The 26,142-nt window shown below is 66.0% G+C and carries 24 protein-coding genes, 1 tRNA gene and 3 pseudogenes; 16 read left to right on the forward strand and 12 right to left on the reverse strand.

The window, feature by feature from the left end:
• Window positions 1-422, forward strand: a 422-nt coding sequence (locus tag QM806_RS27385; RefSeq protein ID WP_502943893.1) for a TetR/AcrR family transcriptional regulator, incomplete at its 5' end; no start/stop codon positions are given.
• Window positions 423-1,441: 1,019 nt separating this feature from the next.
• Here QM806_RS27385 and QM806_RS27395 read toward each other — a convergent pair.
• A pseudogene (locus QM806_RS27395) lies at window positions 1,442-1,789 on the reverse strand (IS701 family transposase); the annotation flags it as partial.
• A 448-nt stretch (window positions 1,790-2,237) separates the two neighbouring features.
• On the opposite strand from QM806_RS27395, the pseudogene QM806_RS27400 reads away from it, so the two are divergent.
• The 3 genes and pseudogenes from QM806_RS27400 to QM806_RS27410 all read left to right on the forward strand — a co-directional run.
• Window positions 2,238-2,552, forward strand: a pseudogene (locus QM806_RS27400) (hypothetical protein); the annotation flags it as partial.
• 325 nt (window positions 2,553-2,877) lie between these two features.
• On the forward strand, window positions 2,878-3,153 hold the full coding sequence (locus QM806_RS27405) for a hypothetical protein (protein ID WP_283293591.1): 276 nt from the start codon (window positions 2,878-2,880) through the stop codon (window positions 3,151-3,153).
• An 83-nt stretch (window positions 3,154-3,236) separates the two neighbouring features.
• Window positions 3,237-3,310 (forward strand) — tRNA-Ile (locus tag QM806_RS27410).
• A gap of 216 nt (window positions 3,311-3,526) precedes the next feature.
• Here the strand turns inward: QM806_RS27410 and QM806_RS27415 are convergent.
• Entirely contained in the window at window positions 3,527-4,564 is a 1,038-nt protein-coding gene (locus tag QM806_RS27415; protein WP_283293385.1) for an alpha/beta fold hydrolase, read from the reverse strand.
• Window positions 4,565-4,868: 304 nt separating this feature from the next.
• Between QM806_RS27415 and QM806_RS27420 the strand changes: the two genes are divergently transcribed.
• The 3 genes from QM806_RS27420 to QM806_RS41790 all read left to right on the forward strand — a co-directional run bounded on the left by QM806_RS27420 (window position 4,869) and on the right by QM806_RS41790 (window position 7,073).
• Window positions 4,869-5,672: a DUF3109 family protein gene (locus QM806_RS27420; RefSeq protein WP_283293593.1), complete on the forward strand. Its 804-nt coding sequence runs from the start codon at window positions 4,869-4,871 to the stop codon at window positions 5,670-5,672.
• A gap of 502 nt (window positions 5,673-6,174) precedes the next feature.
• Window positions 6,175-6,948 carry an alpha/beta fold hydrolase gene (locus tag QM806_RS27425; protein WP_502943903.1) on the forward strand — a complete coding sequence of 258 codons (774 nt, stop codon included), beginning with the start codon at window positions 6,175-6,177 and terminating at the stop codon, window positions 6,946-6,948.
• A complete protein-coding gene (locus QM806_RS41790; protein ID WP_502943894.1) occupies window positions 6,909-7,073 on the forward strand; it encodes an alpha/beta fold hydrolase in 165 nt (54 codons plus the stop codon). The genes QM806_RS27425 and QM806_RS41790 overlap by 40 nt, the downstream gene beginning before the upstream one ends.
• A gap of 637 nt (window positions 7,074-7,710) precedes the next feature.
• Here the strand turns inward: QM806_RS41790 and QM806_RS27430 are convergent.
• From QM806_RS27430 to QM806_RS27445, 4 genes are all read right to left on the reverse strand, one after another.
• A complete protein-coding gene (locus QM806_RS27430; protein WP_283293386.1) occupies window positions 7,711-8,376 on the reverse strand; it encodes a DUF8020 domain-containing protein in 666 nt (221 codons plus the stop codon).
• 222 nt (window positions 8,377-8,598) lie between these two features.
• On the reverse strand, window positions 8,599-10,017 hold the full coding sequence (locus QM806_RS27435; RefSeq protein WP_502943905.1) for a nitrate/nitrite transporter: 1,419 nt from the start codon (window positions 10,015-10,017) through the stop codon (window positions 8,599-8,601).
• A gap of 1,265 nt (window positions 10,018-11,282) precedes the next feature.
• Window positions 11,283-11,420: a hypothetical protein gene (locus QM806_RS27440; protein ID WP_271212485.1), complete on the reverse strand. Its 138-nt coding sequence runs from the start codon at window positions 11,418-11,420 to the stop codon at window positions 11,283-11,285.
• Between the two features lie 35 nt (window positions 11,421-11,455).
• Window positions 11,456-12,904 carry a WS/DGAT/MGAT family O-acyltransferase gene (locus QM806_RS27445; RefSeq protein WP_283293389.1) on the reverse strand — a complete coding sequence of 483 codons (1,449 nt, stop codon included), beginning with the start codon at window positions 12,902-12,904 and terminating at the stop codon, window positions 11,456-11,458.
• A 542-nt stretch (window positions 12,905-13,446) separates the two neighbouring features.
• On the opposite strand from QM806_RS27445, the gene QM806_RS27450 reads away from it, so the two are divergent.
• A complete protein-coding gene (locus QM806_RS27450) occupies window positions 13,447-13,749 on the forward strand; it encodes a hypothetical protein (protein WP_283293392.1) in 303 nt (100 codons plus the stop codon).
• A 314-nt stretch (window positions 13,750-14,063) separates the two neighbouring features.
• Here QM806_RS27450 and QM806_RS27455 read toward each other — a convergent pair whose 3' ends face one another.
• From QM806_RS27455 to QM806_RS27465, 3 genes are all read right to left on the reverse strand, one after another.
• On the reverse strand, window positions 14,064-14,711 hold the full coding sequence (locus tag QM806_RS27455) for a ScbR family autoregulator-binding transcription factor (protein WP_283293394.1): 648 nt from the start codon (window positions 14,709-14,711) through the stop codon (window positions 14,064-14,066).
• A gap of 587 nt (window positions 14,712-15,298) precedes the next feature.
• On the reverse strand, window positions 15,299-15,520 hold the full coding sequence (locus QM806_RS27460; protein WP_502943895.1) for a hypothetical protein: 222 nt from the start codon (window positions 15,518-15,520) through the stop codon (window positions 15,299-15,301).
• Window positions 15,521-15,616: 96 nt separating this feature from the next.
• The gene (locus QM806_RS27465) at window positions 15,617-15,976 is read right to left on the reverse strand and encodes a hypothetical protein (RefSeq protein WP_283293398.1); all 360 of its coding nucleotides are present in this window, start codon (window positions 15,974-15,976) and stop codon (window positions 15,617-15,619) included.
• Between the two features lie 367 nt (window positions 15,977-16,343).
• Between QM806_RS27465 and QM806_RS27470 the strand changes: the two genes are divergently transcribed.
• A complete protein-coding gene (locus tag QM806_RS27470; protein WP_283293401.1) occupies window positions 16,344-17,366 on the forward strand; it encodes an esterase/lipase family protein in 1,023 nt (340 codons plus the stop codon).
• A gap of 46 nt (window positions 17,367-17,412) precedes the next feature.
• Complete coding sequence (locus QM806_RS27475) at window positions 17,413-17,829, forward strand: lipase family protein (RefSeq protein ID WP_283293404.1); 417 nt, start codon at window positions 17,413-17,415, stop codon at window positions 17,827-17,829.
• Here the strand turns inward: QM806_RS27475 and QM806_RS27480 are convergent.
• The gene (locus tag QM806_RS27480; protein WP_283293406.1) at window positions 17,762-18,193 is read right to left on the reverse strand and encodes an anthrone oxygenase family protein; all 432 of its coding nucleotides are present in this window, start codon (window positions 18,191-18,193) and stop codon (window positions 17,762-17,764) included. The genes QM806_RS27475 and QM806_RS27480 overlap by 68 nt on opposite strands.
• Window positions 18,194-19,053: 860 nt before the next feature.
• Between QM806_RS27480 and QM806_RS27485 the strand changes: the two genes are divergently transcribed.
• Complete coding sequence (locus QM806_RS27485; RefSeq protein ID WP_283293409.1) at window positions 19,054-19,524, forward strand: Ig-like domain-containing protein; 471 nt, start codon at window positions 19,054-19,056, stop codon at window positions 19,522-19,524.
• A gap of 537 nt (window positions 19,525-20,061) precedes the next feature.
• On the opposite strand, the gene QM806_RS27490 is transcribed toward QM806_RS27485, so the two are convergent.
• Window positions 20,062-20,466 carry a hypothetical protein gene (locus QM806_RS27490; protein WP_283293411.1) on the reverse strand — a complete coding sequence of 135 codons (405 nt, stop codon included), beginning with the start codon at window positions 20,464-20,466 and terminating at the stop codon, window positions 20,062-20,064.
• An 833-nt stretch (window positions 20,467-21,299) separates the two neighbouring features.
• On the opposite strand from QM806_RS27490, the gene QM806_RS27495 reads away from it, so the two are divergent.
• Complete coding sequence (locus QM806_RS27495) at window positions 21,300-21,584, forward strand: hypothetical protein (RefSeq protein WP_283293413.1); 285 nt, start codon at window positions 21,300-21,302, stop codon at window positions 21,582-21,584.
• A 39-nt stretch (window positions 21,585-21,623) separates the two neighbouring features.
• Window positions 21,624-22,259, forward strand: a complete 636-nt coding sequence (locus QM806_RS27500) for a TetR/AcrR family transcriptional regulator (protein ID WP_283293415.1) — start codon at window positions 21,624-21,626, stop codon at window positions 22,257-22,259.
• 226 nt (window positions 22,260-22,485) lie between these two features.
• Here QM806_RS27500 and QM806_RS27505 read toward each other — a convergent pair whose 3' ends face one another.
• Window positions 22,486-22,848, reverse strand: a complete 363-nt coding sequence (locus QM806_RS27505) for a cupin domain-containing protein (protein WP_283293416.1) — start codon at window positions 22,846-22,848, stop codon at window positions 22,486-22,488.
• Window positions 22,849-24,957: 2,109 nt separating this feature from the next.
• Between QM806_RS27505 and QM806_RS27510 the strand changes: the two are divergent.
• From QM806_RS27510 to QM806_RS27520, 3 genes and pseudogenes are all read left to right on the forward strand, one after another.
• Window positions 24,958-25,023, forward strand: a pseudogene (locus QM806_RS27510) (helix-turn-helix domain-containing protein); the annotation flags it as partial.
• Between the two features lie 59 nt (window positions 25,024-25,082).
• Window positions 25,083-25,298, forward strand: a complete 216-nt coding sequence (locus QM806_RS27515; RefSeq protein ID WP_271212496.1) for a hypothetical protein — start codon at window positions 25,083-25,085, stop codon at window positions 25,296-25,298.
• A gap of 306 nt (window positions 25,299-25,604) precedes the next feature.
• Window positions 25,605-26,075 (forward strand): hypothetical protein, encoded by a 471-nt coding sequence (locus QM806_RS27520; protein WP_283293418.1) that lies wholly within the window; start codon window positions 25,605-25,607, stop codon window positions 26,073-26,075.
• Window positions 26,076-26,142 lie beyond the last annotated feature (67 nt).

The following is a 26,142-nucleotide window of genomic DNA, read 5'->3' on the forward strand; positions in this document are numbered from 1 at the left end:
CGATCGAGCAGATCGTGATGCTCTGCCACGAGATGGCCCGGCAGATCGTGCAGGATCCGATCGTGCGGGCCGGGATTCGCATCACCCTCGAGCTCAGTGCCGACGATCGTGGCCCCGCGGGCCCGTACTTGGATTGGATCGCCGCCTGTCAAGGGTTGGCGGCGCGTGCGGTCGACGAGGGCGACCTTGTGGACACTATCGACCCGCCGGCGTTCGCGCGGTTCGTCATCGGCGCGTTCACCGGGGTCCAGACCGTGTCTCAGGTCCTGACTCATCGCGTGGATCTCGAGCAGCGGGTGGACGAGATGTGGGGGTTCCTGTTGCCGGGGATCATGCCGACCGCCCGGCATCCCGGCATGATGCGGATCCGGGCTGCCCGCACCGACGTTCCCGTCACTGGATCGCCCGACCGTCAGGGGTAGTGCGCTCAGCGCCGGAACGACCGCGCATGTTCGCAGACCGATAAGTGCGCCATCGCACTCCGCCGGCGACAGCGAGCGGAACAACGATGGGATGACTTCCGGGCCGGTGTTCGTGCAGGTCTGCTCGCGTGCCGGGTGCTGGTCCGCAGGAGCGCCGCGGCCGATGTCATCGGGGAGATCATCGAGGACTATGCGGCAGTGAGGCGCACCCGGTGGTGGTGGGCACGAGTGGGCGCTGGTGCATCGGTGGGCGGTCGCGGTCGACGATGCGCCGGTTGGTCTTTTCCCGACACTGAGGGCTTGACCATCGATCCGAGTCTCCACCACCCCCACCGCGGACCGGACCGCGATGTGCCCTCTCCTCGGGGTGGGCCGGATTTCACTCGCTGCTGGTTGACCGCAACTTGTCGTTGCGGAATTGTTATCGGACCGGTATAAATATTCACATCGTGTGCTGTGTGTCGCGATTCTCTGAACAATCGAACTGGAGTTACAAAGATGGACCTTGCTTTCTTGGCCGACTTCTTCTCGAACGTCTCCACCCTTCTCGGCGTCCTCGACTTCTTCTCGGGTTCTGCTGGGTCGCTCAGCGGCTAGTAGCGCTGGCCAGTAACTGAACTGGCGCTGCGGTGGCAGAAAGGGCTCCTGAGTCTACCTGCGGCCCCTTTCGCTGTACTGGAGCTTCCGGTTGTGTCTGCGCCGCGCTCGGTTCCTCGCGGGAAATGCCGTGAATGTCATTTTCCGTGCGGATGGGCCGACCGTTCAAGATCATTTTCTGATCCGGATGCTGACCTATCTCGATTCGGTAACTCGAAACTTTGAGATCCGAATTGTGTGTGTCGTCGAGTTGGGAGAACACGGGGCTGCCCTCAGCGAGAGGTGCCTCTCGTCGCGTGGCTGCGCGCCGAGGGGTGTCACGGCGCCGATCGCGGCGGCCCTTACACCCGACGCAGCGGTGTGTGCCCTCGTGGCGGCTTAGGGCCTCGCGGTCACGGTCTACGAGGTCGCCGAACTCGACCGCGTCTCGCAGGCAGCCAGTGGCCACGTCCGGCGCCCCTGCGATGCACATCGGCACCCGCGCCCAGGGATACCAGTGCGGTCTGCACGCGTCGTCGCCGGCGGAGATTCGGCGGCACTGCTTCGGCGGGACCGCGGCGATCTTCTACGTTCGCCCGGCCGTTGCGCCCGTCCGGGGTGAACACGTCGCCGCGCAGGCGGGTGGCCAGCACGTGCGACCCTTCTTGCTTCTCGAGCCAGATTCGCAGGGACTTCACCTGACTGTAGGCCTCGTCCGCGGTGAGCTACGCGAACGGCATCTCCGCGTCGAGCGCGCGTTCGATCATGTTCTGCGCCAACACGGTTTTGGTTGGCCATTGCAGCCCTCGCACACACCCAGACTCCGCCGGCGGCGGTCACCGCGAGGGCGGTGTTTTCCCGGCTGTTGGGGATGGGTCCGGTGATGTTGCCGTCGGCGTCGCGCTGATGGTGATGGTCTGCCCGGTCTTTGCGGGCGTGGCGGTGGGGGTGGGGGTGGGGGTGGGGGTGAATGAGTTTCGCTGGGCTTGCGGTTCTGGAGCTGCGCGAGTCCATCCGAGCCATGTCGTGCTCGGACTGCGACCGGTGGCTGCACCTTCGAGGTCGCCGCCTCGAAGTGGAAACGGAGGTACAGGTAGCTGCCGCCGACAACACCACCGACTGCTTCGGCGGTGGTGTTCCCGATCTCGGATGGTGTTCGTGCAGGTCGGGTCGCGTACCGGGCCGGGTGGTGCTTATGCTCGATCTCGGGAGTTCCGCCGAGCGAAGAGGTGTGTCAGCATGGCCCGAAACAGCGGAAATCGGCCGCTCGGTGGCCCGGAGTTGACGGTCGGTGTCCGGGTGCTGGTCCGCAGGAGCGCCGGGGCCGATCTCACCGGTGAGGTGGTCGAGGACTATGCGGCTGTGACCGACCCTGGTGGCGGTGGGCATGAGTGGGCGCCGGTGCATCGGCGGGCGGTCGCGCTCGACGACGGGCGGCGGGTCTTCGCCGACACCGAAGACCTGACCATCGATCCGGGCTTCCACCGCTCCGCCCCGGACCCGAACCTGGGCCCGGATTCGGGCGTGCGGACGCCCGGCCGACACCGGGGAGAACGATCGGCGGCAGCCGCTTCGTGGCCGGTACTGGGCGGCATCAGGCATCGGCACACGAATTGCCCTAGCAGTCAGTCGATTACATGTATGACGCGGATGAGGTCCTGAAGGGGTACGTCGATCTCACCGCACGATCTGTCGGGGTATGCCTCAGTCGTGGCATAGCCGCACCGGACGTGTTTCGCGCTGTGGTGTTGTTCGGAACTGAGGCGTCTTGCCTACCGTGTCCGGTATGAGAGGTGATGAGGCGCGCGTGGCCCGGGACTTCGCGGGGTGGTTGTCGTCTTAGGGATGGACGGTCCGCACCGATACGGAGTTCGTCGACATCGTTGCCGAGAAGGACGGCCGCCAGCTCTACGCCGAGGTCAAGGGTGCGACCGCCGCGCCGGGGTTGGATGTCGATACCGCCATCGGTCAGCTGGTGAGGCGGATGCCGAGCGAACCGGATCAGTCGGTGTCGTTTGCGTTGGTCGTGCGGGACGAGCCGCGATCGGTGGACGCGGCGGTGCGGGCACCTCAGCGGATTCTCGATCTGTTGGGGATGGCGCTGTATGCGGTCGATGAGGACGGTGGGGTGCGGCAGCTCTTCGGCCGCATATGAGACTTCCCGACGCGGGCCGGGACAGCCAGCAGGGTGGCCGGTAGCATCACCTCGCCCCGCGATGGTGGGGGTAGTGCGGTGATGGGGCGGTAGCTCAGTCGGTTAGAGCCGTGGACTCATAATCCATTGGTCGCGGGTTCGAGCCCCGCCCGCCCCACCGCGTTCATCGCCGGCCCCCAACAGGCCGGTGGAGGGACGGGTCAGGCCGCCCGGATCGAGAGTGTGCGAGGCAGTGACATGGCCGTGGCGGATTCCCTGTCGGTAGGTGGTGAATCTTTCAACACGGTGCTGCAGACCGGTGACTGCCGCGGCGTGGTACCTACCCCAGGTACCGGGTGGGTGTTGTGCCCGGTGACGGTCACCTGAGCCCGGATCAGGTGGCGCTGCGTTCGGCGGGTCCCACCGCGTCGAGCACGGCGGCACGCGTCGAGACGTCGGGGGTGAGAGCTGTATCGACGGTTCCGATGGTGAGCAGCTGCCGCCACCGGGCCTCGTCGAATGGCGATGGGCGCGTATCGGACAGGAACTCCTCGACGGTGTGGACAAAGCGCAGGGGGTCGTCCCGGAAGGGGAAGTGACCGGCGCCCCGGAAGATCTCCAGCCGCGAGCCCGGCATTGCCGCGTGCGCGGTGTGGGCGTGGCTGACGGGGATGACCGTATCCCGATCTCCCCAGATGAGTTGAACAGGAAGACTTGCCGTCAGATAGCAGCGGTCGAGCATGGTCACCGTCTGTCCGCGCCAGTCGACCACCGCCCGCAGGGTGCGTAGGTAGGCCTCGTGCGCGGTGGGGTCGGGCAGTTCGGTCAAGATACGCACCAGATCCGGTGTGTCGTGCAGCGTCGCACCGGGGTGCAGGGCAGTGCCGTGCAGCCGAGTCAACACCGTTCCCACCCACCGCACCGCGGGCACCGCTCCCGGCAGGCGCAGCAATTTCAGTGCCTCATTGAGGATCGGCGTCGCCGCGAGGCGCAGGAGTGGATGAACGTCGGTGGTGATACCGCCGGCGGAAACCAGGATGAGCCGATCCACCAGCTGTGGGAACTGGTAGGCGAACTGCATCGCGATGCCGCCGCCGAGCGAATGTCCGATCACGGTGGCGTGGTCGATTCCCAGGGTCGAGAGTAGATCGCGCATGCCGTTGGCGTAGGCGGCGACCGAATAGTCGGCACGGGGTTTGTCGGAGCGACCGTGGCCGAGGAGATCGGGTGCGATCACGGTGTACTCCTCGGCGAGGTGCGGGATGATCTCGGTCCAGGTCGACGAGTTGTCGCCGATGCCGTGCAACAGCAGCAGCGCGGGACCGTCACCGGCCATGCGGAAGGCGCGCCGGTACCCGTGGATGGTGCGGAACATCATCTGCGGCTCGGCATCGGGCACCGGCCGGAGCCTGCGCATGCGACTGGGGTTCATCGCACCCTCCTCGACTGTCGCGTTCTACGTCGATCCTTCGCTGCGCACCGTCGACACCGGTGACGACACGCCCCACCCGAGGGTGTCGACATCAGGAGGGTCGTTGCCTCCTCCCGTGCCCCGACAGGCGCGAGAACGTTCGCTGGTTATTCGCGGTGGAGGCCGCGGCGTTACACCCACGTCGGCGCGATTCGGGTCGAGTGTTGTTCACTCCCGGACGGGGACCCGATCAGTCCTTGTCTGGTATGTGGGTCGGCTACCGTGGGGGTTTGTGACAGCAGGTATTCCGGGGCCGTCGGACAAGATGACGCCGAGCCCCGAGGTTGGGCTCGACTTCGCTCGGGAATGGGTGGAGTTCCTCGATCCCGACGACGCCGAGCATCTCATCGCCGCGGACATGACGTGGCTGCTCTCGCACTGGACCTGCGTGTTCGGCACCCCGTCCTGCCAGGGCATCATCGCGGGCCGACCCGACGACGGCTGCTGCTCGCACGGCGCGTTCTTCACCGACGAGGAGGATGTCGCGAGGTTGCACGAGTCGGTGAAGCTGCTCAGACCCGAGGACTGGCAGTTCATGAAGCAGGGTCTCGGGAAGAGGGGGTACATCGAGGAGGACGAGCTCGACGACGAGCCGGCGCTGAGGACCCGCCGCTACCAGGGTGCGTGCATCTTCCTCAACCGTCCCGGATTCGAGGGTGGCATCGGGTGCGCGCTGCACTCGATGGCGCTCGAGCGCGGCCTCGAGCCGCTCGAGGTCAAACCCGACGTGTGCTGGCAGCTGCCGATCCGGCGCACCCAGGAATGGGTGGAGCGACCCGACGGCGAGCAGATCCTGAAGATCACGATCACCGAGTACGACCGCCGCGGGTGGGGTGAGGGCGGCGCGGACCTGGACTGGTACTGCTCCGGCTCGCCGGACGCGCACGTCGGCGCCCGGGCGGTGTGGCAGTCGTATGCGCCGGAGCTGACCGAGTTGCTCGGCGAGGCCGCGTATCGGGAGCTGGCGCGGCTGTGTAAGCGTCGCCAGGGCCTCGGCCTGATCGCTGTGCACCCGGCGACCGCGATCGCCGAGAAGACTGCGACCCCGAGTGAAATCTCGTCAACATGAGCGGTGTCGGCGACCAGCTTCGCTGCGATGAGCGGCGCGCACCGAGGAATCGCGAACAAGGATAGGGCCAGCTGTGAGCCGACTGGGCGGCAAGCCGCCTGATAACGGTACTCGTCCCTGCGCCGGGTCGCGGGCCGGCACGGCTTACGTTTGGCGCCTCGCGGGCGAGTGCGGCGCGGCGATCGCTGTCCCCGTGTAGCGGACTCCTTGTGCGGGCTATGGTGCCTTGCGTATGCGAGAGTCCTTGCGGCTCGCGTCGTGAGAGTGCCGGCCTGGACAATCAGCAGGCCAACGACTGCAGGTAGGTCGGGAGGGCGGTGATCCGGCAAGTTGGTCCCATCGACCGGGGGCCGGCAACCTCGAAAGACACCGACGACAGTCGGCCGACACAGCCAAACCTATGCTGATGCGTCATGTCACGAGGAGTGCGGGTGAATCATGGTTCACCTCGTGGTGCAGCATGAAGGGAAACGCTCATTCGATAGTGGTGGTGAGGAACTTTATGGATGCCGTAGTCACACAGTCCGAACTCCGCGGTGCCGGTGTCACGCTCGCTGCCGACCGGTGGGATCCACCCTCACCGGGGGCCCGCGGATCGGGCGTCGACCGGAAAGGCTTGGTGCTGTTGCTGCACGGCGGCGGGCAGACCCGGCATTCCTGGCGGAACACCGGCCGCAGCCTCGCGGCGGACGGCTGGTCCGCGATCGCCGTGGACGCGCGTGGGCACGGCGACAGCCAGTGGGCACCGGACGGGGACTACGGCATCGATGCGTTGGTCGCCGACCTGACGTCGATCGTCGGCGAGCTGGGGGAGAGGCCGGTGCTCGTCGGTGCGTCGATGGGCGGTATGACGTCGTTGATCGGGCAAGGGAGAACCCGGATCTCGCTCGCGGTCTGGTCTTGGTCGATATCGCACCGAAGGTCGAAACCAGCGGTACCGCGGAGATCATGGCGTTCATGCGCAGTGGTCTCGAGGGTTTCGCGAGTCTCGAGGAGGCTGCTGCGGCGGTCGCGGCGTATACCCCGAACCGGGTTCGCAAGCCCAACCCGGACGGGTTGCGCAAGAACCTCCGCCTGCGGAATGGCCGCTGGTTCTGGCATTGGGATCCGGCGTTCCTCCGCCAGGGCGACGAACCCACCCGCCAAGCGGACTCGATCGTGCGCTACGAACGGGCACGGAAGGCTGCGGCCGCGGTCGCGGTTCCCACGATGCTCGTGCGGGGCAAGCAATCCCATGTGGTCAGCGAAGAAGGCGCCAAGGAGCTGCTCGAGCTGATCCCGACCGCCAGATTGATCGACGTCGCGGGGGCCGGTCATATGGTCGCCGGCGACGACAACGATGTCTTCAGTGGCGGATTGAAGGGATTCCTCGACGACGACGTTGTCGCAGCGCATCACTGAAGGCGCGAGACCCTCGAAGTAACCGGACATGGGCTCAACCGGCTCATCTCGGATCTGCATCCGTGCCGGTTGCATCAACCGGATTCGCTCCGGAACTGGTCGCTGTCCGACCGAATGCCCCAGGCCCCTTCCTCTCGTGCCGTGTGCCAAGTGCTCGACGTCAGCGCGAAGCCCTCTGTCGATTGCCAGGGTGATGGGACCACCTCGTTGCCACGAGCATGGGACCACCCGAAGGTGTCATCGAGCATCGACCTCGCCTTCTGAATCACCTCGCGGCGAAGAAGAGGTGGATGTATCCATGACGCAACAGGATCGGGTTCGGATCGGCGAGGAACTCGATCCTGTTGCGTAGGAAAATAGATGACGAGTACATGCTGATCCTCCTGCCCAGCTTTCGAGCCGGTCGGCCTTCTCCCTCTCCGTCTGGTCCTGTTGGACGGCCAGCGACGCCGCGTCGGCACCGACCCCGCAAACTGCTGGCACACCACGTCGACCTCTTTGCCCCATTGAGCAGTTCGCCGCCTGCAGTGTGCGACGACTGCTCCGCCAGTGGTGTTCGTCCACTCGACATGCTGCGAGGATACGAATCCGCATCTGCACCGCGGGACGTTGTCCAGCGATGACGCTTTGGGCCGTGTTACTTCTTCGGGGCCGGGGGTGCGTTCAGCAGTGTGATGAACGGATCGGCGTTGGCGGCCATGGCGCCGAGGCCGCCGATCGCGGTTCCGGCGAGGGAGGCGCCCGCGCCGACCAGTAGTGCGCCGCCGATGCATCCGGCCACGGGGCCCGCGCCGAACAGCAGTGCTGCGGGTGCGGAGATCACGGCCCCGGCCACAGCTCCGAGGAGGCAGCCGCCGACCAGACCGGTTGCCGCGCCGAGGAAGCCGCCGACGGCCGCGGTGAGGGTGATGTTGTCTTTGACTCCGGCGGTGGCGGCGGGCAGGTCGACCTGCCGCAGAGGCAGGGTGGCCGGGGTTGCGGCGGCCGGGCTGGTGTCGGTGGTGAGGGTTGCGGTGCGGCCGTTGATCTGTGCGGCGACGGGGTGCGCGAAGCCGTCGACGGCGATCGACAGTGGCACCGACTCGACGGTGACGCCGTTGGCGTCGCGGACGATCAGGTGGTTGTTCTCGTTGCTCAGTGACCCGGCCGTGGTGTCGACGATGACCTGGTCACCGTTGCGGGTGAGGTTCCACCCCACCCCGGCGACCGGGGCCGGTGCGGGATCCGCGTGGGCGGTACCGGCGACGATTCCCATCGACGCGATGGTCATGGCAGCGACGGCCATCAGTTTGGACATTCTCATGTTCGTAGATTTCCTTCTCGAGGTGTTCCAGGGACCGTACGGTCCCTGCTGTGCTGGACGAGTCCGGCGGATGACGGCAGCGTCGGTGGACGCGGCCGAAGTCGCTGAATTGCTGTCGTGGGGGTGAGGACTGTCCACTGCGCTGTGTGGCAGCGAAAAGCGGGGGGGATGGTGTTCTGTGGAACGGTGTTCCGCGGGTGGATCAGCGTTCCCAGCTGTTGGTCAGTGAGTGGGTGTGAGGGCGTCGGCCGGTGAGGGTATCGACGCGGTCGGTCGCCGCAGGTACACCGCCCAGGTGAGCACCGCACACACGATGTAGAACGCGGCGAACACCCAGAATGCGGTGGTGGCCGACTTGTGTACCCCGAGGTACGACGCGCGCAGGACGAGGTTGATTGCGACTCCGCCGAGAGCGCCGACGGCGCCGGCGATTCCGATCAGTGCTCCGGACATGGTGCGTGACCAGACGGCGGCGGTGGGTGTGTCGTGGGGGTGTAGTGCTGCGGCTTTCGCCGCGAAGATTGCCGGGATCATTTTGTAGACGGAGCCGTTGCCGATTCCGGAGATGACGAACAGCAGGATGAATCCGACGACGTAGGCGGTCATGATGGCGGTGTTCGCGGCCCCCGGGGTTGCGTCGTCGACGGTGCCGGCGACGACGAGAATACCGGCGGCTGCCATCATTGCGACGAAGCTGTAGAGGGTGATCTTGCCTCCTCCGATCTTGTCTGCGAGGCGGCCACCGAGTGGGCGGGACAGGGACCCGAGGAGCGGTCCGATGAAGGCGATCTGGGCGGCGTGCAGGGCGGCGGTGGCCTGCATTGCGGGGGTCGCCGGAGCGCCGTTGGTGAGTCCGGCGAGGAAGTTGAGTTGCAGGATCTGGCCGAAGGCGAAGCTGAATCCGATGAATGATCCGAATGTTCCGATGTAGAGGAACGAGATGATCCAGGAGTCGCGGAACTTGAGCACATCGATCAACGATCGTGCGCCGGTCTTCTGGTCGGTGAGGTTGTCCATGTAGAGGGCGGCGATGACGGCGGCGATGCCGATGAGCACCAGGTACACCGCGCAGACGATCTGCGGGCTGCGGTTGCCCCAGGTGGCGATAACGAGCAGGCCGATCAACTGGATGGCCGGGACGCCGATGTTCCCACCGCCCGCGTTCAAACCCAGGGCCCAGCCCTTGAGGCGTTGCGGGTAGAACGCGTTGATGTTGGTCATCGAGGAGGCGAAGTTCCCGCCGCCGAGGCCGGCGAACGCGGCGACGATCATGAACGTGGTGTAGGACGTTTCGGGCCTCGAGATGAAGTACAGCGTCAAGGTCATCGGCACCGCCAGGGCCAGTGCGCTGATGATGGTCCAGTTGCGGCCACCGAATGTGGCGGTGGCGAACGTGTACGGCAGGCGTAGAACTGCTCCGACCAGTGTGGGTATGGCGACGAGGAAGAACTTTCCGGCTGGATCGATGTGGTAGACCGCCGCGGGCATGAACAGCACCATCACCGACCACACCGACCACACCGAAAATCCGATGTGCTCGGCGAGGATGGAGCCGAGGAGGTTCCGTCGGGCAATGTTCTTCCCGCCCGCCTCCCACGCGGCCTCGTCCTCGGGGTCCCATTTGTCGATCCGATGCCCGATCGATACCGGGGGAGGCGATGAGTTCGAAGGGCGCTGAGATAATGTTGTCACGGCTTAGCTCCTGAGATTGAAGATTCGCATGACCATAGGGGCGGAATATGTCCGCTCGATGGCCGGTGGTGTCGGGGCGCTTACACTTTGCTCACCCGGGCAACTGCGCCGAAGACAGCATCCCGAAACAACACCGTGACCATCGGGCAACACACTCTACACATGCATATGGCCTGGTCGGGGGCATTTTCCCCGTCCGTAGACGATGCGGTCTGCCTTCGCAGCGCGGGCGGTGTCGATCGTCGCGATCTTCTTGTGGGCGTCGGCGGCGGGCCCGGGTGGTGATCATGGGCGCCAGCGCGGGACCGACGGCGACATGTCCGAGCATGGCCCGGGGCGAGGTCGGGTAGGCAGGCGAACATCATGGCAAGGTCGGGCAGGATGTTGCCGATCAACGCCTGGTCCGGGGCCTACGCCACGGATCGGCGGCGTTCGACCTTCCCGCGTCAGTCCGATCTTCCCCGGCCGTGCCCCAACAGCAGCACTGCGCCGGTGTGTGACTCGGCATCGGTCCGGAGGTCGAGGCGGACAGATGCGCGGATAATAGGACGTGGTTTCAGGCACCCGGGACAGCTCTGATGTCAAGCTGCGGAATACGATTCGTCGCAAGGCGCGGAGGTGCATATCGCCGCGATTGGTCCGCAAACGAGTCGATTCACCGTTTCCGGTGGACCGCGACAGTCTGGACTGAGGTCGGCACGCTCACTGACATCGGATCTTCGCGGGCACTGCACAACGTCGGTTCACCGCCGAGCGATGAGACGTCGTCGGCCGCGTCAACACCGCGAATGTCGAATGAGGCCCGATGTCGGCTGCGTGCGTGAGGGCGGGGGACACTCCAGCGGCCCGGCTCATCGTCCGCGGGCGGGGCCCTGGGCCATGCGGGGGAAGCGAGAAGGGCGGACAGTGTCGTGCGGGAATCGTATAGCGATGTGTGACAGAATAATTCGCCCGGGCACTTTGGCTCGCAGCTCAGCCGATCCGCTGGTGGTCGACCCGCCCGCACCGTGCACGGGCAGGTGAGCGCCGCGGTGGTTAGCCGTTCGGGTGGAAGGGTGCACCCCGTGTGCGGCGCTTACTCCGGTTCGTCCGAGGAAGGTCTGCAGGGCTGCGGTGCCGCCGAGGCTTCCGGCGAGCAATCCCAGCAGCAGTGCCACGTTGGTGTTCATGGTTCGGGGTCCTCTCGGGTGTCGGTGTCGGGGCGAACGGTGGGTTCAACGGGTTGGTTGGGGCGGGTATCGGTCGTCGGGGAACATTGCCTCGATGCGGGTCTTGATCTCGGCGGTGCTGATCGGCCCGGTGCGCGGTGCGGTGAGGTGCGGGTTCGGTGCCGCGGGGGTGGAAGTGCTCATGTAGTTCGGTTCTCCTGGTTTCGGGTGGTGTGGTGTTACAGGCCGACGGCGCGTTCGAGGGTGTCGAGTTCGGTGTCGAGGTGCCCGAGCATCGGGTTCAGGTCGGGCAGGGTGCGGCGGCAGCCGGTGAGCCCGAAGACGATCTGGTCGTCGTTGCTGGTGCAGGTGATGTTGAGGGCCTGCCCGGTGGTGGGGATCGACAGTGGGTACAGGGCGTCGAGGCGGGCCCCGTTCCAGTACAAGGGGGTTCGGGGGCCGGCGACGTTGGAGATCACCACGTTGAACGGGGGCCGGAGCGGTCCGCGCCGGCCGAGCAGCATCTCCATTCCGAGCGGGGCGGCGCCGAGGGCGCTCATCGCGAGCACCTGTGCCGGGCTCATCTCGCGCAGCGCGGCCTTGCCTTCGCGCATGCAGTCGCGGATGGTCTCGAGGCGGTGTCCGGGGTCGGGGAGGTGGGTGGCGAGGTTGCACATCAGCACCCCCACCCGATTGCCCGCACCGCCCGACACAGTGTCCTCGGGTTGGGCGGTGGGGCGCAGTGAGACGGGGACCATCGCGATCAGCGGGTCGGCCGGTAGTGCGTTGCGGGCGTGCAGGTAGCCGCGCAGCGTCCCGGCGGACATGGCCAGCACGATGTCGTTGACGGTGGCGTCGGCGTGCTTGGCCAGCAACCGGATTCGTTCGAGCGGGAAGCTGCGGGCGGCGACCTGGCGGGCGCCGCCGATCGGCCCGTTGAGCAGGGTGTGCGGGGCGGTGAGCGAGAGGGTACCGCCGGTGCCGCGGGCGGCCCGGTCGAGGGTGTTGATCGCCGCGGGTACCAAGCCGGCCACTTCTCCGGCGACGGTGCGGCCGGCGCGCACGGCCGTGCCGGCGAGATCCAACGCCGTCGTCACGCCGAGACCCGGCGCGGGGGCCATCGGTGGCATCGGTTCGGGTGGGGCGGGAACGGCGGCCAGCTGCGGTGTGGGTTGCCAGGGGGCGCGCATGTGCCGCCGGTGCGGGTCCGCGCTCAAGGATCCGGCCAGCAGGTTCATCGCGGAGGCGCCGTCGGCGAGAGCGTGGTGGATCTTGGTGTAGACCGCGTAGCGGCCGTCGGCGAGCCCCTCGATCAGATGCATCTCCCACAGGGGGCGGCTGCGGTCGAGGAGGGTGCCGTGCAGCCGCGACACCAGGGCCATCAGCTCGTCCATGCCGCCGGGCCGCGGCAAGGCGTCCCGGCGCACGTGGTGCCCGAGGTCCACCTGGTGGTCGGCGAGGGTGTCCCAGCCCCACTGCCCGAGTGAGGTCACCGACCGGCGGGCACGTCTGCGGAACAAGGTGGCCACCCTGTCGCCGGCGAGGGCGGTCTCGAACATCTCCCGCACGTCCGCGGCGAACGCCCCGTCTGGTGGGGTGAACAACGCCAGCCCGCCGACGTGCATCGGATGTTCCCGGGACTCGCCCAGCAGGAACAGTGAATCGGTCGGCGCCATCGGCAACAACATCCGCGAAGAGTCCCCTTCTCGTCCTCGGAATCGGGCCACCCGTGGTGGGCGGTCCGGGCCTGCCCCCGGAACTGTGGTGCAGGTGGGTAAAGCGGCGGCAATGTCACATTTAGGTGTGGTTTACATCACAAACCGATGTACCTGTTTACGTTCTACAGCACACCCGTCCACCGCGCTACTGGTCACATGTCCACCAATTCTTGGCTTGCGCGTCCCCTCGGCCGCATCGGCATTGCACGGTTGTTCCTCACTCCCGTCGGCAGGTGTCGGGTCAGAGATCCACCACCCGGCTCCGGCGTGACGTGTGGGTCACCGCGTGCCGTGACGAGAAGCCCTGAGACGACACTGGTGGGTTCACCTCAGAGACACCGGATTCCGAGGGGCGTCCGCCTGAACCGGAAGTCATCGTCCCAGGTGCGCCGGAATATCACTACCGACCTCGAATCCGTCGATCGCGTGCAGCGAAACTCGGCGCGTGCAGACGATCGGGTCTGCAGATCACTTCACCGCCATCGGAATACGCGACCCGGGAGTGAGAGACGATGGCGCACCTGACCGTTCCGCAGCAGGCGTTGCTGCGAGAGGGGCAGGATTGCGCGACCGCGTTGCGCCGATGGTTGGCCATTGACAGCAACAGTGCGGCGTTGATGGCGTACCTGCGCGGCGAACCGGTCGACCGGACGTGGTTGGCCACCTATCAGCGGCTCCATCGGGGAACTCGCCCGGTGCGTCGGCGACGCCGTCCGGCTGCGCCTGCGTACCGTCACCAGCGGGGCGGTGGCCCGCGCACGGCGTTCGAGGGAGGACGCGACTGTGCCGCCGGGGCCGATACCGGTAGCCGGTGACCGGAAGCGCGATGAACGACGACCAACGTGGGGCGCTCGAGGTGCGGGACAGCTGCGCGGTCCTGTGCAGCGTCATACACAACGAGCACGGCTATCTCGGCGCAGGTGTGGCACGCCACCTATGGCCAGCTTGCCGGCGAAACTCCTGGACGGTGTCGGCGCAGCGCGGAGGGTGGGTGTACCCGGCGTGTCATCTTTGACAACATGTGGAAAAGGCGACCAGCCCCGATCAGCGGGAGCGGCCGCAGCGACGCGCAGCGTACGCCGTGCGTTCGGTTACACCGAGGCTCCTCGGCGCTTGTTGACACCAACCTTCACGGCAGGCCCACCGTGGGCAGCCTCCGGGTGACGAATTGTCGAAAGTAGTCGATCTTCGGTGTGGTCACCAGCACTGGGAGCAGCAGATCCCACGCCATCGCGGTACGCGTCGGCAGGGCGGCGAGGTTGTCGGTGGGCGTCGTCAGGAGGCGTGCCCCGGCGAAGAGTTCCACCAGGAGCTGACCGACTGCGTCCGGATCAGTGTCCACGCGGAGGTCACCCTCGTCGATTGCTCGGCGGGCCAGGAGTTGGTAGGTGGATATCCAGGTCGCGAAGGTGTCCGTCTCCGAACTTCGGTAGTCGCCCATTTCGGTGATGAGGCGGAAGGTTGCCCCCATCACCGCGTCGTTGAGGGCGGCGTCGACGGTGACGAAGGAGATGCCGATCATGGCCTCGAATGCCGGCGTGGGGGAGTCGAGATACGGGGTGCACACGACGGTGAACCGCCTTGTGCCTTCCTCGATGACGGCGCGGGCGAGTTGTTCCTTGGAGGCGTAGTGAAAGTACAGCGCCCCCTTGGTGGCCAGGGCCTGGGTGAGGATCTCGCTCAGCTTCGTGTCTGCGTAGCCGCGGCGGGTGAACACCTCGGCCGCGGCATGGAGCAATGCGCGACGAGTGATTTCCGCCCGCTTCTGGGTGGCCATTCACCTGCCCTTCGAGTACCGAGATCATCGGCCGGACGGCTGTTCGTGAACCGTCCTGAATGGGATTGAACGACGCACAGCACATGCATACCCGATGTGGAGGTTCGTCGCATGGTGTTCGGTGTGCCCCTATTCTGCAAAGGCTTTCCGGCCTCGTAGAAGATGACCCGCCGCCCGGATTTCGGATTTCGTCGACAAGGCCTGCCCCAGGGGTGAGCCGGACGGGCGACGGCGTTCAGGGCGGCGGCCGGCGGCTGCACCTCAAGAACGTGGGAACTCAGGCGCAAGGTGTCGGCGCCCCGACATCGGAGGTCCCACCGATGACCCGCCCCGCGAGGGCCGGGAGCGGGACTTCGTCACACTGCTCGCGGACTACGACTGACACGACACCCTCGCCTTGGCGGAGATCGAGCAGTGGTCGCCGCACCCGAAGGATCGACGAACGGGACTTCCGGTCTTGGCCGTGGCCAAGGGGCAGGTATCAGGCGACCCAAGGCCGAAAACCGCTGTGCGCTCGGCGAGCGTGAAGGTTCGAAGGACCGCGCGCGTGGCCCGTACCCTTTCGAGCGCACAGTCCTGTTCGGCGTTCATCGACGTCGCGGCAACTGCTCCTGCGCGTTTCCGACGGCCGACATGAGGTCGCGACCCAGGCGCTGATAGGTGCGCAGCCACGCTGCGTCGACCGGTTCGTCGTGGAGGTGCGCCATCAGCGTTTCGCTGTTGTTGTCCGCATCCAGCCATCGGCGCATCTCGGTGGTCCGGTCCTGCACGGCGTGCAGCAACTGCTCCGGAACGGTCGAGTTCGTCATCGGGTGCCGTCCTCCCTTGCCGTTCACCTCAACGTTTTTCGTCGCTCATTGTGGTGCGTTGGCTGTCATGCGTTCCATCGTCGGTGGCCGCCACCGTCAGGCGTATTCGAGTGAGTCGGCCTCGTCGAGCGAGTCCCAGGCGATCTCGTAGCGCTTGCGGGTCATGTCGTCGGCGTCGGTGAGGAGCGCCTCGAACAGCGACCGGGGGTCGGCGTGCCACGACCTGGCCAGGGCCTCGATCTCACGCGGGGAGAAGAGGCCGGACCGCGCGGTGGCGGAAACCCAGTCGTCGAAGTCGCGCTCTCGGATCCGTTCGACTGCGTCGAGGTCGACCTTCCCGTCGTCGAGGTCGAACGACAACATTGCCGCGACAACGTCTCGGGGCGACTGGCTGGCGATATCGGCGGCGACCCGGACCGCGACGACGGGGTTGCGGACCAGCTGTTCTGTGGTCATGGCGATCGCACCTCCTCGGGTGGGCGCGGGTTCCGACTCACTCTGTGTGTCGATTCGTGGGGGAAGCCTTTGGGTGGCGTGTTTCTCAGCAGGGTAAGGCATCTCCGCAACGCTAGCTGTGTTGTGCGTCACATTACTGGGCGGTAGTGATCGAACCCGCAGGATGGCCTCGTCGGATGCGGCAGCGGTCGCACTGTTGGAGTATTCCCGGATGGCATGCGACCCAGCGTAACTGGACGATTGACCTAATAGCGTTTGCGCTCAACATATTCCACACTGACACCGGAGCCGACTCGGTTCCGGGGTGCTCGGGTAGTGGTGTCGGCACGAATGGTCGGGCCGCGGAGGTAGGGCAGGGAGCGGCAGGATGCGGGCATATCGACAGATGAGGCGGGCGGCCGCGGCCGCGGGTGTCGGGTTGGCCGCGGGCCTTCTTTGGGCGCCGGTCGCGGCGGCGGAGGAGGTTCCGGACCTGCCCGGGGTGAGCTCGGTACGGCAGGTCCCGGACCGGGTCGGTCCCGCCCAGAGCGAGCATCCCGATGCTGCCCGGTATGCGCGGCAGCATCCGGGATCGGTGCCGCCCGGCGTCAACGATTTCACCTGTATCCCGACCGGGGATCATCCGAGGCCCGTGGTGTTGGTGCACGGCACGGACTCGAACGCGTACTCGGACTGGGCGGCGCTCGGTCCGCGACTGGCCGGGGCGGGGTATTGCGTGTTCGCGCTGAATTACGGCGGTGCGCCCGGGGGCGACAACTACGGGACCGAGGACATGACGGTCAGCGCCGGCCAGCTGGCGCAGTTCGTGGCCGAGGTCCGCGACGCGACCGCGGCCTCCGAGGTCGACCTCGTCGGCTACTCGCAAGGGGCGACGGTGGCCCGCTATTACGTCAACCGGCTCGGTGGCGCGGCGGTGGTCGATCAGTGGGTCGGTCTCGCCTCACCGACCCACGGGGGCACCCTGTTCGGTCTCGTTCCGGTCCTCGAGCAGACACCCGGCGGCATGCAGTGGGCGAGAAGGGCAATTCCCCCGGACTTGGTCTCGCCCGCGTTGGAGCAGCAGGCCCAGGGCTCGCCGTTCCTCGCCGACCTCAATGGTGGGGGAGACACCGTTGCGGGGACCCGGTACACGACGATCGGTTCGTGGGTCGACGAGGTCATTCAGCCGGCGACCAATATCGCGTTGCGGGACGGGTCGGCGACGAACCTGATGATTGGGGATCTCTGCCCGTCCAATCAGTCCGGGCATTTCCGGATGCCTTACGACGAGTACACCCTGCAACTGGTGATGGGTGTGCTCGATCCCGCCCCGGCGGTGACACCGCCGCCGTGCACCGTGGTCCCGGCGGGCACGGGGGTACTGGAGATGATCCTCACCGAGAAGTTCTGACAGTAACGGCCTCACAAGGCCGCGAGTCGGGCTGGCGAACAGGTGTGTGGTCCTGGCTGGCTATTCGGGTGCTGGCTATTCGGGTGGGGGGGTGGCCGGCGGGTGGGCTGCGGCGATCGCGGCGACTTGTGCGCCGGAGCTGAAGTTGGCGGCGGTGCTGCAGGGCGGAGTGCCGGCGGATCTCGAGCAGATGGCCGAGGGCTGGGATTCAACCTGCACATGGGTTTCGGGGCGGGGCCCCGCCTTCGCTGCGGCGATCGGTCTCGACCGGGAGTACCCGACCCGGTTGCCGGTGTCGTCGCAGCTCAATGAGACCAGTCTGTGGTTGCAGGAATGGATGAGCAATGGGTGCAAGTCCGATGCGGCCCCTTCCCGAGCGCAGCGGTCGACAGATCTCAGCTGTTACCGAGACCGTGGTCCGCCTCACCCCGATGAGTGGCGTTCTGGCCTCGGCTGGCCGTGAGCGCCGTGCAGGCCAGGGCCGTCGAGGCGGGGCCCAGGCCCGCACGGACCCAATTCCAGCGATACCAGTCGGTCAACTCGGCGGACACGGCCTGCGGCGGGAACCCGGGGTCGAGCATGGCGAGGTTCGCGTCCACAAAATAGAGCGGTAGGAGCACAAAGGTCCCGGCCATGCACAAGGTGGCCAGCGCCCAGGCGAGCCGCCCCGGCCGGTGACGCTTGACGGCGGAGTACGTGGTAATCGCGAGCAGCAGCACCGCGGCGACCGCGAAGGGAAACACCGTCGCCCCGGTGACGGGTCCGTACACCGCGAAGTGGTGCAGGAATGCCGCCGGTTCCATCGCGCGCCAGGCCGGGACGACCACGGGGTCTGAGTGAGCAAGGCGCCGCCGGCGAAGGCCGAGGTAGCGACGACCGCGGTGATGTCGATGATGCGGGCCGCGCGCCCCTGGGTGGCGGGTCCGCGGAAGGAGAACTGCTCTTCGCCATCGGGGCCATGGGGCAACTCCAGATCTCTTGCCTCGCACAAGTTTGGCCGGCGTGGTCGGTGTGAGGATTGTCGATGACGACCAACTGGATCCGAATACGGCGACGGCCGGGTCGAGCACGCCACGTAGGTTGCGGTAGGCCTCCGGTAGGAACGTCGTCTTCGCTCGGCGTCTCCGATATTCACCCCGCATCCCGGGCCGCATATCGCACGGAAGTGCCCTGGGCGATTCACTGCAAACCAGAAAAATTGACATCCTTCCAAACTGAACGAAAGACCAATTTGGGCGAGTGATCAAAATGGAAAATGGACGACTGATCAAAATGTGTGGAAACTCCCCGGGGCGAATCGGGGCCGGGGGGTCGATCCGGCGCGGCGGGGCGCACCGGTGCACCGCGCGTGTCGCGGGCTGCGAGCACCATGTGCAGCACTGCTCCCGCGCATGGGACGGACGGACCCCGACATCGCGCAACATGGTGCGCCGTCGCGGCGATACACGGGGCGGGGTGGGGCCGGTAAAGGTTACCGATCGCGTCAACGGCCGCCAGCCCTCGGCAAACCAAGAAAGTTCGTGTGGGGCCAAATTCCCGGCGGCCGAACGATCCGTTTGGGGTATTGATGACAATTACCCGCCACGAGTAGCGTCAGAATTAGCGGCCCGGGCGGCCGCCGGAACTATCGGATGCGTGGTCGTCCGCTTCGCGTTTCACATCAGGCGCGAATCGAAGGAGTACGGCCATGATCACCTTCGCAAGTCAGAGTATCGGTTCGGAATCGGCAGGCCAGGGCATACACGTTCGGCGGCGGCCGGCGCGACGGCTCCGGGCCCCAATGTTCACACTCGGCGCCGCTGCCACCGCGATGGTCCTCATGGCCACACCCGCAGCAGCGGTTGACGTCGATACCACGACGACTGTGTCCGTGCAGGGGACCGTCGCGACCACCTGTCCGGTCACGCTGACCGCGAAGATCACGCCCGTAAACGCCGCTGGCACGGTGGAGTTCAAGGACGGCACCACCGTGATCGTTGCCGCCGCCGCCGTGACGAATGGCACCGCCACTGCCAATCACTCCTTCGGCGCGCCAGGCGCGCACGTCATCGGCGCAAAATTCAAAGGAGCGGCCGGCTTCAGAGGCTCGGAGGGCAGCACGACCGTCACCGTGGCAACGGGACTGAATCTCGGCTCGATTTGCCTTCCGATGGGCTGACCGATTCTTTGACACAATCGTCGACGCCGGTTCGGGGCCCAGGATCGCCCGTGTGCACCGGGGTCGGCCTATGTGCAACGGAGGCGGCAGTGGTGACGAGGTCGAAACCCCCACATCCGGAACTCGATAGCTGAAATTGTCCGGTGCCGTCGCCTTCTCTGCGATAGACGTTGTACAACCACCGACCATCCAGCCACGCCGCGACGGAAGTGTGACGGCCAGTACGCAACCAACGCCGTAGCGGCTGTCCGGCGCGGCGCGAACCGCTTCTGGCCACTGGGGGATCACTTCTGGTTGGAAGATGACGTGCCATGCAAGTTCGTCCAACCGGGGAAGAGCGTCACCGTCGGCGAGCATGAAGTTCGCGGCGGCGCAGAAGAGCAAAGGCCAAGGCCCCCATGAAGTCGAGGCCCACGCCTCGCTGCGGAGCACCCGAGACCGGTGTCGGACGGGTGCTGCCCATCGGTCAGGTGCACATGGTGCGTGGCACCCCATGGCGTTCGCTGTTGCGAGCCAGGGACCTTGTGACGTCTCTGTTCAGTACCTCAGTTCGAAGCGGTCTGTGCTGACGTAATCCGACGGCTCCAGGATGACCGTCCCGGCCGGACCTTGCTGCGGGACAACGAAGCTCGCGTTGTAGATCGAATTCGTTTCCCACGTGTCCAGATCAGCACCGTCCTCCTCGACGCTGAGGCAATACGATGCGTCCTCTTCCATCGCCGCTTCGTCGATCACGACACCGTCGTCGCCGCGCACTTTCCACAGGAACGTGTCGAAGATCGACGTATAGTCCGCGGGCACCGTCTCGCCGGTGCGCACAACCAAATCGACCCGGAGGAACTGCTTGTCCAGCGGACCAGCGAAAGCCGAACCGGTGCAGTCGGCCCCGGTGAGCGAGGCGAACGAGTCGACCGTGAACGTCAGTTCGACGCCATTGCTCAAGGTCAACGTGTTGGGCTGACCGACGACCATCTCGGTCGCGCGCGGCAGCAGCTGCGTCGTAGTTGTCGCGGTGGTGCCGACCGGCGGTGGGAACGGTTCGACGTCCGGCGACTGGTCATTGCCGCAGGCTGCGAGCCCGAGGACAGCGAACGAAATGACAGCAAGGGTGGTGAGGTTCTAGCTCACCGAACAAACATTTCTCGAATGGCTGAAATCGCGGACGATAATCGAGGGGGCCGCTGTTGCCGGTCCGTGTGAGCATATGCATGACGATTACGCCATTAGTCGATTCCGACTTTAGGCGGCAAAGCATCCTTATGGGCGGCGGGCAGCGTTGAGGCGTGGGCCGCTGCTCGGAACGCGGTGGCTCGGCTCCCACCTGGCGAGCCGTGGGCCACCGCCGTTCCAGGGCATATATGGCCGATCAGCCGATTCCGATACCGCCTCCGAACGTGATACTCAGCCACTTGAGGAACGCCTCGAAGGCGACGGCAAAGTCAACACCTGCAGAACCCATGATCCTTTCACTCCTTTTGCCTTTTGTCGTCGACGGGCACCGAACCCGCTTACTTCTATATCGGCTGTGGGCGCCTCCGGCGTTTCACGAAAAGGAAGATTATTTCGCCCATCAAGCTGAACGAATGCCCAATTCAATTGGACGCGCGATCAAAATGGAAATTGGACGACTGATCAAAATGTTGAAAAAACTTCGTGGGCCGATCGGCGCAACAGAGTGAGCGATCGTGGCGATACACGACGGGGAGGGGACCGACGGGGACGGCAATCGCCTACAGCGGTGGACGCCCGAGAAACAAGGAAGTTCGAGTTGCCGTATGAATGTGTTCTGGATGGTCGAGGTCCTGGTGGCCACGCTGTGCGTGATTGCGGTGTCGTTCGCCGCGGCGGTGACCGCGGATGTGGTGTCGCGACGCTCGCGCGAGCGGGTGCCGGACCGGGCCGACACGGCGGCATCACCCTCGCAGGCTCGGGTGCTCACCGCCCAGGTGGTACGCCGTGACCGGGACTGGCACCGGGTTGCGATCCGGGCGTGGGCGATCTGTGTCCTCGCCTCCGTGATCGCGGTCGCCGCCGTCGGTCTGCTGATCGTCGTGGGATAAGGGCCCCGGTGCCGACCGCCGAGCGCTTACGCTCGGCGAATGGCGAAGAAGCTGCCCGCCGATGAGCGCCGCGCCCAACTTCTCGAGGCGGCGTTGACGATCGCGGCCGAGCGGGGCGTCGACGCGCTGACCATGCGTCCACTCGCCGCCGCCGCCGGAACGTCCCTGGGGATCGTGCATTACCACTTCCACGACAAGGACACCCTCCTCACCCAACTGGGGGAGACCCAGATCTTGCAGGTCAACGAGGGGATGCGGCTGGCGTTCGGCCAGTACACCGAACCCGCCGGGTTGACCGGAATCCCGGCCCTCGAGGGACTGCTGCGCGCCGGAATCCGCGGACTGTGGCCGATCATCGAGTCCACCCCCAACCGTCAGCTGCTGACCTACGAGATCACCGCGCACGCGCTCCGCCGACGCGGCGCCGGCAACCTGGCGGCAGGGGCGATCGCCCAGCGGCAGTACCGCACCATGGACGCCGAGGCCGTCGCGTTCCTCACCCTGTGCGCACGTAGAGCCGGCGTCGCCTGGATCACCCCGGTCGATCAGGTCGCCCGGTTCGCGCTGGCGTGCATGAACGGGTTGGTGCTGCGCTGGCTCGTCGACCGGGACAGCGACGCCGCCCTGATAGCGCTCGACGACCTTGCGGCGATCCTCACCACCAAAGCCCGCTGACCCTCGGCTATGTCCTTACGGGGGTCGCCACCCGCGGACTGACCGCTCACTCTGCGAAGCGGCCTGGGGCGTCAACAACGTTGTGTCGCACAACACAATAGCAAGCAGGGCGGGAGTCCCCTGAGCAAGAGTCCACTCCACCGGCTTTCCCCCCGCGCGTGGGATGAGCGGGCGGACACGGCGCTGTCGTCTACCGTTTGGCGTAGTCGACGACGCCGGTCCACGTCTACCGTTTGGCGTAGTCGGCGACGCCGGTCCAGTCGATGACCACGCAGGGCTCATCGCCGAGAATCCAGGCGTCGTGTCCGGGCGGGCAGATCATGAGATCGCCGGGGCCGAACTCCATGTCCTGCCCGTCGTCCATGACGATCTTCATGCGACCCGAGATGACGTAACCCATGTGAGCGGCTTGGCAGCTGTCCGTCTTGGCTATCGGTTTGACGTGTTTGGACCACTTCCAGCCGGGCTGGAAGGTCGCCCTCCCCACAGCGCCGGACGGGACGTTGACGAGTTCGAGCTTGCCCATGTCGTCCTCGAAGGGGCGGGTTTCCTCGGGTGAATCGAGACTCTTGCGGATGAGACCGGACATTGTTGTCCTCCCACGTCGTTGTGGCGGCACCCACAGATGCGGTGGACCTTCGACCGGCAGATAGGGAACCGCGGACTGAAGCGAATTCCTGGCTCTTTGATTCTGGGCGTGACCCTGGTTTGCCGCAATATCGAGCGTCAGTCCGGGGGTGAGGGCAGCGGGCGCACTGAGCGAATTGCGTCTTCCCCGGAGTGCGGTGGATCCGTACGGAGGTTCACGGCCGAATGCCCTACGACGAGTACACCCTGCAACTGGTGATGGGTGTGCTCGATCCGCAAAGGCGGTGAGATCGCCGTGCACCGCGGTCGCGCGGTTGCCGGGGTACTGGAGATGATCCTCGCTGTGAAGTCCTGACTGTGATGGGGACGGCGTCAGAGGCTGACGGGCCGCGGGCGCCGCGGCGGCGCGGCTGGTGAGTGCGGACATGGAGGGATGCGGATCATGCACGCCGGTGTCCCGAGTGTTCGCTACGGGACTGTGGGTGGGGTCGCCGGGATCCCGCCGGTAACGGAGCGTGTGCCCGCGCGGATACAGTCACCGCGTCCGGAGGAGAGGGAGCAGGACTGATGCGGCGAGGTTTGCGGGGGTTGATGGCGGCGGTTCTCGGTGTCCTCTTCGTCGCGATGACGGTTCCGGTGCCGGCGACCGCGGAACCGCGGAGCCGCTGTATCCGTGGCCGGACCTGGATCCGTTCTACCTGGCTCCCCTCGATCTCGGGCCAAGCAGTCGGGCGATGTGGTTACCCGCTTCACCACGGGCCCGGCGGGCGAATGCGGCCGCGGTCTTCGGTCCGGTCGGTGAGATGGCCTGGCCTGTGGATCCCCGCCCGGAGTCTTTCGCGGTGGCGGCGAAGCGTTGCGGTATTGCGGTACAGCCGCTTCCGCGGCCGGGTCCTCGATTCGCCGACCTGACGATCAAGACCCGGCGCTCGGTAGGCGATGTGCGCGGTGCCGGACATCAGTCGTTTGCGAAGTGCCGCGTTGCCGTACGCGATGTGGGTCTTCCTCCTCAGCGCTCAGTGGTGGCGGTGGTTGATCCTGCGGATGCGGGCCGTCAGATTTCAGTGAGAAGTGACTGCCCCTGCGCGGGGCCGACGAGCACCGCACCGGGAGAGCGCCGAAGCCTGCAGCGTGGTTACGTCGCCGTGTCCTTGACGGTGTGCGTTGGCCTGCAACGAAGCGAGGATATGGCACAAACAGCCACCCTGAACGGGCCGCCGCCTCCCCTGGCCCGGCGCCGGATGCCGCCGACGGCAGATTCTACATGGGTGGCGTTGTGTTCGAACAGCACCCGTATTGCGGGGCGTATTGGTAGTAATGCCCAAAGGGGTAAAACAAATCCCCGACGGTCCGCCCCTCTCTAAATGGATGACCGCATTTGGAGCATACAGCGACCGCTCTGGGGTTCACGCGTACAACTGCCGTGTTCACCATGGTCATAATTGTCTCAACCGGCTCCCGCCCATGCTCACGTATGCCTTGTTGGATGAATTCGAATGCGCCATAGAAGTATCCGCACACCGGGCATTCAATTCGGTTGGAACACGATTGCTCCGGAATCCTGATGCCGAGGTCGCGCTCAATCTTCAACTTCTCCTCCGCAGTCACTGCGTTGACCTCTAGCTCCGACCTTCGCTCGGCAGTCCAGAACCACGAGTTGACTGCGTCGGCGTGTTCCTTCGGCATATAAAATGTCGCCGACCTGCCATTCTCTATCGCATACCGCACAACGGCCAAAATGGTGTCCCTATCCGCGGAGATCACACAGTTTCCATTCTCTACCGTGGCATCAATGCGGTCCAGCGAGGTTCGTTCCATAGGAAGCACTTCCAAGCGTGTATGAATACGTGCGCCACCCGCCCAGTGGCGGCCAGCTTGTAAGTGGGTACCGGGGCGGGTCACGCCTCGACGACATCAAGACCGGTCTGCTTTCATCCTTCTACCATTCCTGCCTTGTTGTCACTGATCGTGAGGCGCGCAAAACATTTCGATATAGGTTCGCCATCGGCTCTGACCGTGCGCCCACAACGGGTGCGCTGCCGCGACTGCGGCGCCACGCACATCCTGTTGCCCCACCGCCCTGCAGGTACGCCGGGCCGAAACCACCGAGGTGATCGGGAACGCGTTGGTCCACAAGACGGAAGGCCTGGGGTTCCGGAGCATCGCCGAGCGGATGGGCCGCCCGGAGTCGACCGTGCGCCGCTGGCTACGCCGCACTACCGGTGAGCATGTGCAGTGGCTGCATCGCCGGGTACCGAGCGGCTGGTCCTCGTCGCCCGCGAGGCGTTCGGCACCATCCGGTACGTCGGGGATCCGCTCGGGGACGCGCTATGCGTCCTGTCGGCGGCCGCGGTCGAGGATCGCCGCCGCGTCGGGTTCCCCGTTCCGCCGTGGGACCTGATCGGGATCTACACGCAGGGACGTCTGCTGTCCCCACCCCGCAGCGGCTGACAAAACCGTCCCGTCCGGTCTTGCCGTGCCCGAATGCGTCCGTCATCGTGCCAAGCATTGGAGCACCCACGGGCGTCAGTACCGTCATCGTGCCGACCAGGCCGTCACGGTGCCGACGATCGACCACATTCGCATCTGCAAACTCGATGACGCCGCCGTCGGCAGATTCAGTGACCAGCAACACCCGCCGCCCGTCGCCCGTTCCGATATCGGAGGTGGCGGGTGTTCACCCCTTGTGGGGGTACCCCGAGCCGATCTCGACGCCGATTCTGGTAATCGACTCTTTCGATTCGATGGGACGTGTGCGTGTACAAGTTCTGGAACATGGTGGCGGCGGTCTGTGGGACCGTCCTGGTGGCCGCCGCGTTCGGCCTTCTGGTGTTCGCCGTCGACCCGTCCCCGCCGCGGGTGTGGGGTCTTCTCGCCCTGATCGCATCCGCGGCCGTGTTCGCGGGACTGTTTCGGCGCGGCGAAAGCGAGTCCGATCGGGCGGTCACCCGGGCTCTCAAACGTGCAACATTGCCGCCGGACGCCGAGCCGAAGGTGTGGAACACGTTGCTCGAGCGGAGGCAGCGCCAGCTCAGATCCTCCCGTGCCGGGGCGATCGTGGTGCTTGCCCTGTTGGTACTGGCGATCGGAATGGACATTGCGGCTTTCGAGCTGTCCGACCTCGTGATTGCGGCTTTTCTGGTGGCCTATCTCGGCTGGGCGCAGCACAACCTGCGGACGGTCAGTGGATTGCTGGCCCGTCTCGGCGGGGTCGGCTCGACAGGCTGAACCTGCTGGGACGGCACTGTTTTGCTTACCGCTCGGCAAGTTCCGGACGAGTTCTCCGGACGGGGCC

It is taken from the genome of Rhodococcus sp. IEGM 1351, from assembly GCF_030056875.1.
GTDB classification, from domain to species: Bacteria; Actinomycetota; Actinomycetes; order Mycobacteriales; family Mycobacteriaceae; genus Rhodococcus_F; species Rhodococcus_F opacus.